15 protein-coding genes and 1 tRNA gene are annotated in these 14,291 nt (G+C 62.0%); 9 read left to right on the top strand and 7 right to left on the bottom strand.

Features of this window, described 5'->3' with window-relative positions; translation table 11 throughout:
* Positions 1–44: 44 nt before the first annotated feature.
* From ACZ0BA_RS26450 to ACZ0BA_RS26425, 6 genes are all read right to left on the bottom strand, one after another.
* Positions 45–1,874, bottom strand: coding sequence for a M61 family metallopeptidase (locus ACZ0BA_RS26450; protein WP_463454103.1), 1,830 nt, complete (start codon positions 1,872–1,874; stop codon positions 45–47).
* A gap of 28 nt (positions 1,875–1,902) precedes the next feature.
* Positions 1,903–2,487, bottom strand: coding sequence for a nucleotidyltransferase family protein (locus tag ACZ0BA_RS26445; RefSeq protein ID WP_463454102.1), 585 nt, complete (start codon positions 2,485–2,487; stop codon positions 1,903–1,905).
* 5 nt (positions 2,488–2,492) lie between these two features.
* A complete protein-coding gene (locus ACZ0BA_RS26440) occupies positions 2,493–4,742 on the bottom strand; it encodes a xanthine dehydrogenase family protein molybdopterin-binding subunit (protein WP_463454100.1) in 2,250 nt (749 codons plus the stop codon).
* 11 nt (positions 4,743–4,753) lie between these two features.
* The gene (locus tag ACZ0BA_RS26435) at positions 4,754–5,212 is read right to left on the bottom strand and encodes a (2Fe-2S)-binding protein (protein ID WP_090326937.1); all 459 of its coding nucleotides are present in this window, start codon (positions 5,210–5,212) and stop codon (positions 4,754–4,756) included.
* An 84-nt stretch (positions 5,213–5,296) separates the two neighbouring features.
* A complete protein-coding gene (locus tag ACZ0BA_RS26430) occupies positions 5,297–6,025 on the bottom strand; it encodes a DsbC family protein (protein WP_463454099.1) in 729 nt (242 codons plus the stop codon).
* 46 nt (positions 6,026–6,071) lie between these two features.
* The gene (locus ACZ0BA_RS26425) at positions 6,072–7,283 is read right to left on the bottom strand and encodes an FAD-dependent monooxygenase (RefSeq protein ID WP_463454098.1); all 1,212 of its coding nucleotides are present in this window, start codon (positions 7,281–7,283) and stop codon (positions 6,072–6,074) included.
* Between the two features lie 77 nt (positions 7,284–7,360).
* Between ACZ0BA_RS26425 and ACZ0BA_RS26420 the strand changes: the two genes are divergently transcribed.
* Together ACZ0BA_RS26420 and ACZ0BA_RS26415 are read left to right on the top strand one after the other, a co-directional pair.
* Positions 7,361–7,436: transfer RNA gene (locus ACZ0BA_RS26420), tRNA-Phe, on the top strand.
* A 104-nt stretch (positions 7,437–7,540) separates the two neighbouring features.
* Positions 7,541–8,626, top strand: a complete 1,086-nt coding sequence (locus ACZ0BA_RS26415) for a hypothetical protein (protein ID WP_463454097.1) — start codon at positions 7,541–7,543, stop codon at positions 8,624–8,626.
* A gap of 48 nt (positions 8,627–8,674) precedes the next feature.
* On the opposite strand, the gene ACZ0BA_RS26410 is transcribed toward ACZ0BA_RS26415, so the two are convergent.
* The gene (locus ACZ0BA_RS26410) at positions 8,675–9,094 is read right to left on the bottom strand and encodes a hypothetical protein (RefSeq protein WP_463454096.1); all 420 of its coding nucleotides are present in this window, start codon (positions 9,092–9,094) and stop codon (positions 8,675–8,677) included.
* A gap of 347 nt (positions 9,095–9,441) precedes the next feature.
* Between ACZ0BA_RS26410 and ACZ0BA_RS26405 the strand changes: the two genes are divergently transcribed.
* The 7 genes from ACZ0BA_RS26405 (at position 9,442) to ACZ0BA_RS26375 (ending at position 14,290) form a co-directional block, all read left to right on the top strand.
* Positions 9,442–9,786 carry a PAAR domain-containing protein gene (locus ACZ0BA_RS26405; RefSeq protein ID WP_463454095.1) on the top strand — a complete coding sequence of 115 codons (345 nt, stop codon included), beginning with the start codon at positions 9,442–9,444 and terminating at the stop codon, positions 9,784–9,786.
* 194 nt (positions 9,787–9,980) lie between these two features.
* Complete coding sequence (locus ACZ0BA_RS26400) at positions 9,981–10,583, top strand: lysozyme family protein (protein ID WP_463454094.1); 603 nt, start codon at positions 9,981–9,983, stop codon at positions 10,581–10,583.
* Positions 10,580–11,134, top strand: a complete 555-nt coding sequence (locus ACZ0BA_RS26395; protein WP_463454093.1) for a hypothetical protein — start codon at positions 10,580–10,582, stop codon at positions 11,132–11,134. The genes ACZ0BA_RS26400 and ACZ0BA_RS26395 overlap by 4 nt, the downstream gene beginning before the upstream one ends.
* A gap of 81 nt (positions 11,135–11,215) precedes the next feature.
* Positions 11,216–11,635, top strand: a complete 420-nt coding sequence (locus ACZ0BA_RS26390; protein ID WP_463454092.1) for a YidB family protein — start codon at positions 11,216–11,218, stop codon at positions 11,633–11,635.
* Between the two features lie 24 nt (positions 11,636–11,659).
* Entirely contained in the window at positions 11,660–11,878 is a 219-nt protein-coding gene (locus tag ACZ0BA_RS26385) for an antitoxin Xre/MbcA/ParS toxin-binding domain-containing protein (RefSeq protein WP_463454091.1), read from the top strand.
* A 148-nt stretch (positions 11,879–12,026) separates the two neighbouring features.
* On the top strand, positions 12,027–14,057 hold the full coding sequence (locus ACZ0BA_RS26380) for a S9 family peptidase (protein WP_463454090.1): 2,031 nt from the start codon (positions 12,027–12,029) through the stop codon (positions 14,055–14,057).
* Positions 14,058–14,131: 74 nt separating this feature from the next.
* Positions 14,132–14,290: a hypothetical protein gene (locus ACZ0BA_RS26375; RefSeq protein WP_463454089.1), complete on the top strand. Its 159-nt coding sequence runs from the start codon at positions 14,132–14,134 to the stop codon at positions 14,288–14,290.
* Position 14,291 lies beyond the last annotated feature (1 nt).

The raw sequence follows: 14,291 nt of genomic DNA, 5'->3' as shown, positions 1-14,291 counted from the left end.
AGCAAAACGGTGAGCCGTTGCGGCGGTGGCGGCGATTGCGGTGGTTAGCGCGCGGCGCTGGGGCGCAGGGGACCGGTGGATTTCTTGGCGACCGGGTCCAGCGCCAGGGTGATGCCGGGCACCCGGTCGCCTTGCAGTGTCATACTGAAAGTCATTAATTCATCGCGGCGGAAGGCGTGCACTTCCACGGTCGAGCCCACGCCATAGCGCGAAAGCAGCGTTTCAAGATTGGTCGCAGTCACACGTAAGCCATCGATCGCCACCAATAAATCCCCGGCCGATAAACCGGCCAGATGCGCCGCGCCATTCTCATGCACACTCGACAATTTGCAGTCATTACCGTCGCGGCCGATATTCGCATCGAGGCTCGGTTTCGACGATTTACGTTCATCGCTATATTTAACGCCGAACGGCGCCAGCATCTTGGCCAGCGGTACATCCTCGGTACCGCGTATATATTTGTCGAAGAATGGTTTAAAACGCCCGCCGCTGATTTCATCGAATAGCGCTTCCACTTCGGCCGGCGTCACGCCGCGTCCGCCGCCGTTATAGAAATCGCGCCCATACCGCTGCCATAATGCGCGCATGACGTCGTCCAGCGATTTCGCACCGCCGGTTTTAGCGCGAATGCTTAAATCCAGCGCCAGGCCGATCAGCGAACCCTTCGTGTAATAACTAATGATAGCGTTCGGTGCGTTTTCATCCTGACGGTAATATTTACCCCAAGCATCAAAGCTTGAATCGGCGACGCTTTGTTTGGTGCGGCCGCTGCCGCGCAGGACGCTACCGATGGTTTTACCCAACAACTTGAAATAGGCCGGTTCGGCGATCAGGCCGGCGCGCACCAGCATCAAATCGTCGTAATAACTGGTGAATCCCTCGAATAGCCACAATAACGGAGAATAATTCTCGACTTGCAAATTGTACGGCGCGAACGCCGCCGGCTTGATGCGCTTGACGTTCCAGGTGTGGAAATACTCGTGGCTGCAAAGGCCGAGGTATTGCAGGTAGCCGTCGCTGATATCCTTGTTGACCGCCGTCGTGCTCGGCAAATCGGCGCGCGCGCAGATCAGCGCGGTCGAGGCACGATGCTCCAGGCCGCCATAGCCGTCGCCAACCGCCAGGGTCATGAAGACGTAACGGTCCATCGGCGCCTGCTTCGATTTCGGCTCGAAGAAAGCGATCTGGGTTTCGCAGATTTTCTTCAGGTCCGCGCTCAGGCGCGCCAAATCCAGGTTCGGCACCCGGCCGCTGATAACGATGTCGTGCGGGATGCCGTGGGCCTTGAAGGTGGCCAGCGCAAAATCGCCCTGCTCCACCGGATGGTCGATCAGTTCATCGTAATTGGCGGCGATGTACGTGCCGAAACCATAACGCTTGGCCTTCAGCTCCGGCAGCGACGTCGCCACGCGCCAGCTTTGCGCCGCTTCGTCGGCGGGACGCTGAATGTCGACCACGTGCGCCTGGTCTTCCTGTCCCAGTACGCGCAGGAATACGCTGGTGCCGTTGAAGAAGGCGTGGTTCTGGTCCAGATGCGCGGCGCGCACCGACAAATCCCAGGCGTAGACTTCGTACCGCAAGGTCAGCGGGGACGGGCCGCTTTTCAGCGGGTCCTTTTGTGGCGCCGCCTGCCACGAGTGTTTATCGAGTTTGGTCAGCGCGACCGGCTCGCCGTCCGACTCCGCGCTGATGCGCACGATATTGCGCGAAAATTCACGGATCATGTAACTGCCCGGTATCCACGCCGGCAGCGCGAAGATCTGGCCGTCCGGCGCCGGCGCGTCCACCGTCAGCGTGACGTGAAACAGGTGCGCCGCCAGATCTTGGCCGACGATGCTGTAAGCGATCGCCGGGTTCTTGTTCGGTTTCTTCATCTCGGTCCTTGTGTTGAGGTCCTGTTGTTTATACATCGCCGCGCAAATCTCCGGGCGTATCGATATCGCGCACCACGCCGGCGTCGTCGACCGGTAACTCGTTCACCGCATGGCTTTTCAGGATTTCGCGCGCGCCCTGGTCGCCCGATAGCGCCAGCAGCAGGGGCAAATGAAAGCTGCTGAAGGCGACCGGATTGCCGCGCCGCCCCTCAAACACGGGCGCCGCGATGCGCGCGCCCCGCTCCACCGTGGCGGCCAGCGCGCGGATGGTTTCCGGTCGCACGTAAGGCATGTCGCCCAACGCAATCACCCAGCCTTCCGCGCCCTTGGTGTGTTCGATCGCCGTCGTCAGCGACTCGCCCATGCCCAGATCGGCGTCGCCACAGACGCGCACCTGGCATCCGAGGGCGCCCAGCAGCGCGGCGACCTTGTCGTCGCCGGGCCGCACCACCGCCAGCACGCGCGGCAGCGCCGCCAGCATGTTCTTCGCGCTGGCGACGACCACCGCGTCGCCAGCGGCGCCGTGGACGGGTTGCAGCAGTTTGTTTTGAACGCCGGACGGATCGAAGCGTTTTCCCCGTCCGGCCGCCAGCAAAATACCCGTCAACGCCATGTTATCTACGCCTTGGCCGTGCTCAAATCGAACGGCAGCTTGCGCAGGCGCTTACCGGTCAACCTGAACAACGCGTTGGCGAAGGCCGGCGCCAGCGGCGGAAGGCCCGGCTCGCCGATACCGGTCGGCGGATCGTTCGACGGCACGATATGCACATCGATCACCGGCATGTCGGTCATGCGCGCCACCGTGTAATCGCTGAAGTTCTGCTGATCCACCACGCCGTCCTTGATCGTAATCGCGGCGCCGGGCAATGTCATGCCAAGCCCCATCAGTGCCGCGCCCTGGATCTGCGCCTCGATTGTCAGCGGATTGACAGCCGTGTTGCAATGGACGGCGGCGGTGACCTTGTTCAGCTTTGGCGAGCCGTCCTTGTTCACGGACGCCACCACCACGTAGGCCACCACGGTGCCGAACGCCTCGTGCACCGCCACGCCCCACGCCTGGCCTTTGGGCAAAGCCTTCTTGCCGTAGCCGGACTTGGCCACCGCCAGGTCCAGCGCCGCGATGTGGCGCTTGCCCTTCTCGCCCATCAGCTTTTTGCGGTAGGCGACCGGGTCCACCTTGGCCGCGTGCGCCGCTTCGTCGATCAGCGTTTCCATCACATAGGCGGTGTGGGTCGCGCCGACGGAGCGCCACCACAGCACCGGCACGTTGGCCTTGACCGCGTGCGCGCTCAGGTTCAACGGCACTTCGTACGGCTCGCCCATGCCCTCGACCATCGTCGAATCGACGCCGTCCTTGATCATCACCGCCTCGAACGGCGTGCCGGTGATAATCGACTGGCCGACGATGACGTGGTCCCAGGCGACGATGCCGCCCTTGGCATCCATGCCGATGTCGGCGCGGTGCACATGCGAAGGCCGGTAGTAGCCGCCCTTGATATCGTCCTCGCGGCTCCACACCACCTTGACCGGTTCGGTCTTGCCTGCGGCCTTCCAGACCTTGGCGATGTTGACCGCTTCGACCAGATAGTCGGAACTCGGCACCGCGCGGCGGCCAAAGCCACCGCCGGCCGTCATCGTGTTCAGCACCACCTGCTCCGGCTTCAGGCCGGCGGTGGCGGCGATGGCGCCATGATCGAAGGTCTGGAACTGCGTGCCGGCCCACACCGTGCAGCCGTCCGCGCGCAGGTCGACCACGCAGTTGAGCGGCTCCATCGGCGCGTGCGCCAGGTACGGGAACTCGTAGACGGCGGAGATCTTCTTGGCCGCGCCGGCCAGTTTGGAGGTGTCGGCCTTGCGCACCGGCGTGCCGGCTTTACGCGCCAGCGTCTTGAATTCCGCCAGCTGCTTGTCGCTGCTGACTTTCTCGACGCCGCTGGTGTCCCACTCGATGACCAGTGCCTCGCGGCCCATCTTGGCCGGCCAGTAGCCGTCGGCCACCACCACCACGCCGCTGCCGCCGCGATCGGTCGACACTTGCAGCACCTCGATCACGCCCTTGATGGCTTTTGCCTTGCTGGCGTCGAACTTGGCGACCTTGGCGCCGAACGCCGGCGGCCGCGCCACCAGCGCCACTTTGCTGTCCGGCGCCTTGAAGTCCATGCCGAATTGCTGCGTGCCGTTCGATTTCGCGGCCGCGTCCAGACGCTTGACCGGTGTGCCGATGATGGTGAAGTCCTTCGGGTCCTTCAGCTGGACGCTGGCGGGCACCGGCTGCTTCATGGCCGCATCGGCCATCGCGCCATAGGTTGCCGTCTGGCCGGCCGGGCCGGTCAACGTGCCCTTCGACGTTTTGATCTGCTCGGGCGGCACCTTCCACTGCTCGGCCGCCGCCGCGATCAGCATCGCGCGCGCCTTGGCGCCGATTTCGCGGTACTGGATATACGAGTGGGCGATGCTGCCCGAGCCGCCGGTGATCTGGATGCCGAACAGCGGGTCCTTGTACTGCTCCCCGGCCGGCGCCAGCGCGCCGACCATGTTCGACCAGTCGGCGTCGAGCTCCTCGGCGATCAGCATCGGCAGCGAGGTTTGCACGCCCTGCCCTATTTCAATGCGGTTGACCTGCACCGTCACCGTGTTGTCCGGCGCGATGCGCAGGAAGGCGTTCGGTTCGTAGACCTTGGCCGGCGGCTGCTGCGCGTTGGCGAGGCGGCCGGCGCCGGGCAGGAAAAAGCCCAGCACCAGGCCACCGCCGGCGACCGCGCCGGCCTTCATGAAGCCGCGGCGCGAGACGCCGCCGGTGGTTGTCGCGAAGCCGGCGCCGGGGGCCAGCGCGGCCATATTTTCCTGATTCAGCCATTCGATACGCATACGGTGCTCCTTTAAGCGATGGTGCTGGCGGCGTCTTTAATGGCGGCGCGTATGCGTTGATAGGTGCCGCATCGGCAGATATTGCCGCTCATGGCGTTGTCGATGTCCGCGTCCGACGGCTTTTTGTTCGTGCGCAGCAGCGCGGTGGCGCTCATGATCTGGCCACTCTGACAGTAGCCGCATTGCGGCACGTCGAGCTTGACCCAGGCGTCCTGCACGGCCTTGCCGATCTTGTCGTTTTCCATCGCCTCGATGGTGGTGATCTTCTGGCCGACGGCCGCCGAAATCGGCGTCACGCAGGAGCGGATCGGTTCACCGGCCAGGTGCACGGTGCAGGCGCCGCACAGCGCCGCGCCGCAACCGAATTTGGTGCCGGTCATGTTCAGGTTATCGCGCAGAGTCCACAAAATCGGCGTCGATGGATCGGCGTCGACCTGCACGTCCTTGCCGTTGATATTCAAGGTGATCATTCAATTCTCCTGGAGGGAAACCGCTTATGGTGCTTATAGGTATAGTGAGGGGACCGCGTGGGTCCCCTGATAGAACGGTAAGGCTTACTGTTTGAGCTTGGCGAACTTCGCCTCGAGCGCCTTGGTGTCGACCGCGCCCGGAATGCGCGAGCCGTCGGCGAAGAAGATCGACGGCGTGCCGGACACGCCCAGCTTGCGGCCCAGCGCCAGCACCTCCTGGTTAGGATTGGCGCACGATTCGGCTGCGGTTGCCGGCATCTTACCGTTCAACATCCAGTCGTCCCAGGCCTTGTTGCGGTCCGTCGCGCACCATACCCCGGCCGATTTGGTGAACGAATCCTCGCGCAGGATGTTGTACATGAAGGTGTACACGGTGACGTTGTCGATGTCCTTGAGCGTGGTTTTGCGGAACTGCTTGCAGTAGCCGCAGTTGGGGTCTTCGAACACCGCGATCACGCGCGAGCCGTCGCCCTTGACGGATTTCAGGGCTTTGTCCAGCGGCAGATCGGAGAACTTGATCTTGCTGATGTCGTCGATACGCTCGCGCGTCAGATCGGTGCCCGTGGTCAGGTTGAAGATATGGCCGTTGAAGACATAGGTGCCGGTTTTATCGGTGTAGAGGATCTCATTGCCCATGCGGATTTCATATAGGCCGGCGTACGGCGTGGCCTTGACCGAATCGACCTTCACGCCTTCGCCCAGGCGCGGCTCGACCAGCTTCTTGATCTCTTCCTCGGTCGGCGCGTTCTGGGCCTGACCGCAAGACGCCATCATCACAGACAACAACAGCAAAACGAACTTACTTTTCTTCATGACATCTCCGGTGACTACTGACAGACCATGCCGCCGCGTTTTTCACTCACTTGCCCATGGCGTGAGAGATCAGGCGGCGCTTCAGCACAGGTAATTTATCCAACAAGTTTAATCCCAAATTGCGGACCACGCGCAGGGGTTCGAGGTCGGCCCCGAACAGACGCGCCAGGCCATCGGTGGTCAGCTGCATCAGCAGCACGTCTTCCTTGCGCGCGCGCTCGTAGCGGGCCAGCACGCGGTCGTCGCCGACGCCGCGCTGCGGTTCGCGCTCGTCCAGGGTTTTCATCAGCTGCGCCACGTCGGCGAAGCCGAGGTTCATGCCGTGGCCGGCCATCGGATGGACCACGTGGGCGGCGTCGCCGACCAACGCCACGCGCGGCGACGTCATCGCGTGGGGACGCAGCAGGCGCAGTGGGAAATCGCGCACCAGCTCCGGTTGCAGCGGCGTCAGGGCGCCCAGTTTTTCGGCGGCGTAGACGGCCAGGCGCTCGGCGATCTGCGCGGCCGATTCCTCGCGCAGCCGGTCGGCCAGCAGGTCCGGCGCCGACCACACCAGCGACACCTGGTTCCCCGGCAGCGGCAGCAGCGCCACGATGCCCTCGGCGCCGGTGAACCACTGGTAGGCGGCGCCATGGTGCGGCTTTTCGCAAGCGAAGTTGGTCACCACGGCGCGCTGGGCGTAGCTGCGGTAATCGAGGCCGATGTCGCACTGGCCGCGCACCCAGGAATCGGCGCCGTCGGCGCCCACCACCAGCTGCGCCTTGACGCTGGCGCCGTCGTCCAGTTGTACGGTGGCGTGGTCGTCGCCACGCAGCAGCTCCGTCGCGCGGCCATGGACCAGGGTCACATTGCGGGAAAATTTGAGGGCGGCGTCGAGCGCCTGGCCGAGATTGCGGTCTTCCAGTATCCACGCCAGGGTGCCGGCGTGGGCGCCGTAGGCGTCGAACGACAGGTCGCCGGCGCGGGCGCCATCGCCCTGGACGATCATGGCGTCGACCGGCGCCACGCGGGCGGCGTCGAGCGCGTCCCACACCTTCAGCGACGACAGCAGATCGCGGGCGGTGTGATTGAGGGCGTAGACCCGCGCATCCCAGCCGGCATCGGCGGCGGCCGGCGCGGAAGACGACGGCGGGCATAGCAAAGCCACGCTCAGGCCGGACTGGGCCAGGCCCAGCGCGGTGGTCTTGGCAATCGCGCCATTGCCAACAATGCAAATGTCACTCTCGATAACGCGCGGCGGGGACGATGGATTATTCATCCACCCATTATAGCGTTTGTGTGCGCGAGAAATTGTTCCTTGCAATTTCGCTTCGGCCTGCTATAATTCTGCTCCTTGGCCTGGTAGCTCAGTTGGTAGAGCAGAGGATTGAAAATCCTTGTGTCGGTGGTTCGATTCCGCCCCGGGCCACCAAGATTAAAGAAATCCGCTTCGATAGCGGATTTTTTTCGCGCCCATAGATATCAAAAATATAATCAACAATGCCGCACAGCACGGCGCCACTTCCAGGGAACCTTATGATCCGCAACACATCGACCATCCTTTTATCTTGCCTGCTGGCGGCCTGTGGCGGCGGGGGTGGCGGGGGCGCCAATAGTAGCGCGGGCGGTGGCAGTCCCGTGGCCGCGGTCGATAAAACCAGTCCAAGCGTTGGCGACTCCGCTACCTACAAACTGGGCGGCTACACCATCACGAACGTCACGTCCCAATATCCCTACGATCCCCAATACGAAACGGAATTGACCACTGCGGTGTCAGGTACGAGCGCAACCGTCAAGACGCTGTACGGCGACCAATACACCGGTTGGTTCGACGGCAGCGCCACGCTTAAAGGGAGCTATCAAGCGGGAAGGTTCTTGTTCTGCAAAGCCACCTACGCTGCGGGGACGTACGGTCCGCCAGCGCAACTGGCACTGAATGCGACGTGGGACAACAGCACGTCGTTTACACGTGATTGCGGCTCGGCAGGCGGCGTAAGCACCAGCAAACTCGCCAGCAAGGGCACGGTTGTGGCGATCGAAAGCGTCACCGTCGCCGCCGGCACCTTTACCGCGTACAAACTGGTCGCCACCGTCATCGACGAGACGACGTCACCAGATCCCTTTGGAACGCCGAGTGTGAGGGAGAAGCTCACCACCAAGGTCACAAGTTGGCTTGATCAGGAGACCGGCGTCGAACTGAAACGCATCGCCGAGGAATTGGCCGACCCGGCCACCGGCACCCGCTACGATCGCGACGTGGTCACGCGTGAACTAGTCGGTCTGTCGCATGCCAGATCGGGACGCCAAGTTCCGGTCACCGAGCGTTTCGCCGGTCAAGGCTGGAAAGGAAGCTATTCAGGCAAGCTGAGCGGCACTTGCTTCGCCTACATCTTTACCGCCGGAGTGATCGACGCCCGCTGCGCGGAAGGCACCGCCACCGTAGCCACATTCTTCCCGGAAGGGACGATCAGTAACAGCGGCCAAGTCGCCTTCGCTCTGCCGGCTGGCGGCGCAAACACACCGAAGTTCACGGGCCAAGCCGAATCCCTGACTAAGATCAGCGGCACCTGGTCCGACGGCGCCGGCGGCACCGGAACCTGGGTATTCACCCGCGACAATTAAACCAGTGACGGACCGCTGCTGGTCATTGGCTAGCAGCGAGCCCGTCCCTTACTCTTTCTTTTCCGTGAATTCGTCATCGATCACCGTGTCATCGGTGGACTTGGCAGGGTTGCGGCCCGTGAATTTGAAGACGGACCCGAACAAGCGATCGAATATCGCGCGCCGCAACCAGGGCAAGGTCAGAAGAAACACCGTCGTGACGCCGATGGACAGCGCGGCCACGTAGTCGCCCTGCCACACAAAGTGCAACAAGCACAGTGCCAGAATACTCACGATGAGCGGGCGACGGACCGGCTTAGGCAGCAGACCAACGATGCGCGGCTTACCTTTCCTGATCCAGGGGAATCTCGCAAACAGAACGGCAAGCAGCAGGCCTGCGACGAACCGGCCCGTGCCAAGTTGATCGGCCAATACGCCGACGACAAGGAAACCGGTATAGGCCATGGTGCCGGCCAGTGCTGCCAGCACCAATAATGCGACAGCGGCCGTTAGCTTGGGCAGGCGAACCGCCGTTCTGACTAATAAAGGTAGGATTAGGGTGCTCCTGCAAGTTGGGTCGGATGACGATTGCAAATTCTAACAGCACTTTCCGGAACATCGCCACGCAAGCAGACCAACATGTCCCTGCACGTCGGCGTGACGCATCTAGCGTTGAACATGCACGAGTGCCGCCTCGGCCACGTCAATTCGCAACGTTGACGCAAACTGCAACACAGGCCTGCTAACTAGATGTTTTCTGCGAATGCGCAAACTACGTTGTTACGGTCAGCCAAATAATTCCTATTGGCCATGCACTGTGCGTGTGGGGAGAAAGTATGAAGCGCTACACAATTACGCTAGGGGCAACCACCACGGCGGGCGGCAAGGTCATTTCGGCATCTAGTCATGGCAGCATCAACGGTTCCCCGATTGCTCTCGAAAACGATTTGATTTTCTGCCCTGCCTGCAAATCCCAAGGGAAAATACGTTGCATGGAGCCACGTATTCCCGAGCTTTGGAACGGCAAAAAAGTGGCGTTGGAAGATGACCTCTGCCTCTGCGGATGCCCCACTCCGCCGCGTCTGGTGCCGAAGCAGTCTCTCCGATGCCAACAGCTCAGTGGTCCCGGCAACGAGGAAACGTCGACATCCTCCCAACAAGCCCCCCCTGACGCGGAGTAGTGATGAAAGATTGTTCGACGAGAGATTTCTGTTGTGTGATGAGGATACCGGTGTGCCTATGCCGAACACCGAGTATGCGATACGGCGGGCAAACGGCCAGTTGGAGTTCGGCGTTACGGACGCGGAAGGAAGGACTCATCTGCTTACGACCACCATGGAAGCAGAAACCGTTGACATCTATTTGTGAGGGCTAAATGACGACAACCATCACTTCTCCTTCCGGCCGCCCCCTTCATCATCGTGCGACCAGAAACACGACTCCACGCGAAGATGCAGAATCAAAGGTGGTGCGTATCAAGCGAAACAAGGAACAGCGATTGGCCGAGATGAGGGAACATCTGAAGAATCCCAACATCCAGGCGTTTCTCAAGGCCGTTGCCGATGCGGAAGGCGGCGGGTATGACTTCAAATACGGCGCGGTGAAGGGAAAGAAAAAAGACCCTTGGCGCTTTACCGACTACTCGACGCACCCAGGTCCGGGGAGCGGTGGCGTGACCGCGGCCTCAGGCATGTATCAAATCAACAAAATCACGTGGCAAGATCACGGTGAACGTCGCATGGGGCTGACGGACTTTACGCCGGAGACGCAAGACCTCATCGCAGTATCAATGCTTCAGGGGCGTGGCGTCATTGATCAGATTAAAGACGGAGACATCGAGGCTGGACTCTCTCAAGCATCGAAACAATGGGCTGCGCTGCCCGAGGGAAGAGGAAAGCCCGGCCGCTACAACCAACCCTATGCCGAATTCGATCGCTTCGAGGTGGCATATAAAGCTGCCGGAGGAACGACCAAGTGATTAAAATCGCAATCACACTGACGATTCTGATCGGCTTCGCCTCGCTCGCGCAAGCTGATCCAGCTATGCCACAGGTTGACGAAAAATTCGTCGATGCACGGAAACGGCTCCACGCAGCGGGTTGGAGGCCAGATCCGGGTTCCCATGCGTCTTCTGGCGAATACATGGCACTTGATAGGTTGCTTGTCCAGAATGGATACCTGGAAGTCGATTACTGCAGTGTCGGACGGCCCTTTTGTACTCTACAGTACGTCAAGGGAGAGGCATGCCTGCGTGTGCAGACACAAGGCGAACAAATCAGCGCTATGAAAGTTGAGCGATGGTCCAATGCCTGCCGGGATCGCCGGACAGACGAGCAAGCGCATGTGCTACCAGCCGACGTGCGCTATCTCGCGCAATGGAAAAGCGACTGCCAGGACTTCGGTCAATGTGAGGGAATCGATGCCTATTTGCGAGCAGCGAAGAAAAAGCACGCAAGAGATCCCGAGGTAATGAAGGTCCTTAACACTTACGGGACTTCCCTCGAAATCGAACCTGGCCCGACTCGGTAAGCCGCTTGAAGAAACTTGTGCTCTAATGGTCATAACACTTATGCGGGGTTCCGCGTTTCCAACCACCACCTCAAGGAGCACATGATGGGATTACTCGATCAACTGGCAGGGCAAGTCATCGGTTCGCTGGGCGCCCAGAGGCAGGACTCCGTCTCCCAAAGCGATCTGCTCGGCGGTGTGATGGGCTTGATTAACAACGCCGGCGGCCTGCAAGGCATCCTGCAGCAGCTGCAATCGAGCGGCATCGCGGACCAGGTCGCGTCGTGGATCGGCACCGGCGAGAACGCCCCCGTATCCGGCAACCAGATCGCCGACGCGCTGGGCGCCGACAAGGTCGGCCAGATCGCCCAGCACGCCGGCGTCGATCCCGAACACGCTGCCACCGGCCTGGCCCAGTTGCTGCCACAAATTATCGACAAGCTCACGCCCGGCGGCCAGGTTCCGCCGAACGAATTGCTGGAGCAAGGTCTAAGTCTACTGCGGGGCAAACTTTTCGGCTAAACCATAGTTAGGCCGACTTTTAATATGGACAAGCTATCCAAAAACACGATGAAGTGGCGCGCTGAAAAAGTATGGCTGCGCGCGCTAGCCGTCTTTGAGGATGAGCAATCGGTCAAATGCTGGCTCACTCAGGAAATCAGATCCTTGGGTGGGGTGACGCCTCTTTCGCTACTGGACACCCCGGCCGGGTACGAGCTTGTGTTCGATACGCTGTGCCGCATCGAGCAAGGGATCGTGTCGTAACGGCGAACACGACACGTAAGATCCACGCCTGTAAAACCCCGTCCACACCCCGGATTGTGCGTTCTGTCGCATGGTCAACCTGGCAACTTCATATTGGCCTATCATCGACTTGTGATTTTTTCATTCTTTCCACAACGATGAGGTCCATATGAAGCGCTACCTGCTGTCCGCCGCCGTACTCGCCACCATGCTGCCGGTCCATGCCCAGTCCAACGCCCCATCGGACGCCGCCGCGCCGGACGTGCCGCTGATCGAGCGCACCAGAATCTTCGGCAATCCCAGCAAAACCGGCGGGCGCCTCAGCCCGGACGGCAAGTGGCTGTCATGGATCGCGCCGCGCGACGGCGTGCTCAACGTATGGGTCGCGCCGGCAGCAGACCCGTCCAAGGCCCGCCCGCTCACCGAAGAAAAAACCCGCCCCATCCGTACGGTCATCTGGGCGCCCGATTCCAAACAGTTGATGTTCGTTCAGGACAAGGGCGGCGACGAGAATTTCCTGCTGTACGGCGTCGACATCGCCAGCGGCAAGCAAACCAGCCTGACGCCGTTTGAGAAGACCCGCGTGCGGCCTATCGCCTACAGCAACAAGGTCAAGGACCGCGTGCTGATCGGCCTGAACAACCGCGATGCGCGCTGGCACGACGTCTACGTCCTGGAACCGGCCACCGGCAAGCTGACCCTGCTGCTGCAAAACGACGGCTACGCCGGCTTCATCGCCGACGAGCAGCTCAACCTGCGCGTGGCCGAAAAAGCCCGTCCCGACGGCGGCACCACCTATTTCCGCTTGAAGGACGGCAAGCCCGATGGCGAACCGCTGGCCGACGTCGGCCTGGACGACTCGCAGACCACGGCGCCGCTCACGTTCACCGCCGACGGCAAGACGCTGTACTGGACCGATTCCCGCGGCCGCAACACCTCGGCGCTGGTGGCGCAAGACGTCGCCACCGGCAAGACCACGGTGCTGGCGCAGGATGCGCGGGCCGATATCTCCAACGCGCTGTACGATCCCAAAACCGGCGCGGTGCAGGCCTACAGCGTCGACTACCTGAAGCAGGAATATGTCGCGCTGACCCCAGCCCTCAAGGCCGACCTCGACTTCCTGAAGAAAAACCTCAACGGCCAGTTCACGGTGGGCACGCGCACCGAGGCAGACGACAAATGGCTGGTGACGGTCGATTCCGTCTCGGCGCCGCCTGCCACCTGGCTGTACGAGCGCAAGGGCAAACGCCTGACCAAGTTGTACGTGACCCGTCCGGAACTGGAAGGCGCGCCGCTGGCGCAAATGTATCCGCAGGAGATCAAGTCGCGCGACGGCCTGACGCTGGTGTCCTACCTGACCCTGCCGAAATCGGCCAACGCCGACGCCGCGGGCAAGCCAGGCAAGCCGGCGCCGATGGTGCTGCTGGTGCATGGCGGCCCGTGGGCGCGCGACGGCTACGGCTACAACGGCTACCACCAATGGCTGGCCAACCGTGGTTACGCGGTGCTGTCGGTCAACTACCGCGGCTCGACCGGCTTCGGCAAAAACTTCATCTCGGCCGGCGACCTGCAATGGGGCCGCAAAATGCACGACGACCTGATCGACGCGGTCGACTGGGCGGTCAAGCGCGGCGTCACCACCGCCGACAAGGTCGCCATCATGGGCGGCTCCTACGGCGGCTACGCGACCTTGGCCGGGCTGGCGTTCACGCCCACCACGTTCGCCTGCGGCGTCGACATCGTCGGCCCGTCCAACCTGTTCACCTTGCTGCAGACGATCCCGCCGTACTGGGAAGCGGGCAAGCAGCAGTTCTACAAGCGCATGGGCGACCCGACCACCGACGCCGGCAAGGCGCTGCTGAAGGAGCGCTCGCCGCTCAACTTCGCCGGCGACATCCAGCGGCCGTTGCTGATCGGCCAGGGCGCCAACGATCCGCGCGTCAACATCGCCGAGTCGGACCAGATCGTCGCGGCAATGGCGGCCAAGAACATTCCGGTCACCTACGTCGTGTTCCCGGATGAGGGCCACGGCTTCGCGCGGCCGGTCAACAACATCGCCTTCAACGCGGTGACCGAAAACTTTTTGGCCAAGTGCCTGAGCGGCCGCGCCGAACCGATCGGCAAAGCGCTCAAGCCGTCGACCGCGCAGGTCAAGCACGGCGCCGAGTTCGCGCCGGGATTGAAGGAGGCCATGGAGTAAGCAACATGGCGCGGCTGTCGGCCTCTCATTGCTACACTGGTGACACGACGACAGCCTCGCCAAGGAGCAACACCATGCATCCACAACTCGGACTGGTCTGCATCACCCAGTCGAAAGATGTGCGATACCGCACGGTCACCCGCAAGCGCCTGCTGGAGCTGCCGCCGGACGACGACCCCAGCGTGGCCGAGATGCAGGCAAAGGCGCGCGCGACCTGGTCCGATCCGGCGTAGC

The organism is Duganella sp. AC917 (assembly GCF_979258245.1).
This window is presented reverse-complemented; position numbering and strand designations above follow the sequence as displayed.

Bases quoted from the DNA above. Each gene is read 5' to 3' on its own strand.
- ACZ0BA_RS26400 (WP_463454094.1), top strand. From the start codon at position 9,981: ATGACGACAACCATCACTTCTCCTTCCGGCCGCCCCCTTCATCATCGT.
- ACZ0BA_RS26435 (WP_090326937.1), bottom strand. From the start codon at position 5,212: ATGATCACCTTGAATATCAACGGCAAGGACGTGCAGGTCGACGCCGAT.
- ACZ0BA_RS26375 (WP_463454089.1), top strand. From the start codon at position 14,132: ATGCATCCACAACTCGGACTGGTCTGCATCACCCAGTCGAAAGATGTG.
- ACZ0BA_RS26405 (WP_463454095.1), top strand. From the start codon at position 9,442: ATGAAGCGCTACACAATTACGCTAGGGGCAACCACCACGGCGGGCGGC.
- ACZ0BA_RS26430 (WP_463454099.1), bottom strand. From the start codon at position 6,025: ATGAAGAAAAGTAAGTTCGTTTTGCTGTTGTTGTCTGTGATGATGGCG.
- ACZ0BA_RS26415 (WP_463454097.1), top strand. From the start codon at position 7,541: ATGATCCGCAACACATCGACCATCCTTTTATCTTGCCTGCTGGCGGCC.
- ACZ0BA_RS26450 (WP_463454103.1), bottom strand. From the start codon at position 1,874: ATGAAGAAACCGAACAAGAACCCGGCGATCGCTTACAGCATCGTCGGC.
- ACZ0BA_RS26390 (WP_463454092.1), top strand. From the start codon at position 11,216: ATGATGGGATTACTCGATCAACTGGCAGGGCAAGTCATCGGTTCGCTG.
- ACZ0BA_RS26440 (WP_463454100.1), bottom strand. From the start codon at position 4,742: ATGCGTATCGAATGGCTGAATCAGGAAAATATGGCCGCGCTGGCCCCC.
- ACZ0BA_RS26445 (WP_463454102.1), bottom strand. From the start codon at position 2,487: ATGGCGTTGACGGGTATTTTGCTGGCGGCCGGACGGGGAAAACGCTTC.
- ACZ0BA_RS26380 (WP_463454090.1), top strand. From the start codon at position 12,027: ATGAAGCGCTACCTGCTGTCCGCCGCCGTACTCGCCACCATGCTGCCG.
- ACZ0BA_RS26385 (WP_463454091.1), top strand. From the start codon at position 11,660: ATGGACAAGCTATCCAAAAACACGATGAAGTGGCGCGCTGAAAAAGTA.
- ACZ0BA_RS26425 (WP_463454098.1), bottom strand. From the start codon at position 7,283: ATGAATAATCCATCGTCCCCGCCGCGCGTTATCGAGAGTGACATTTGC.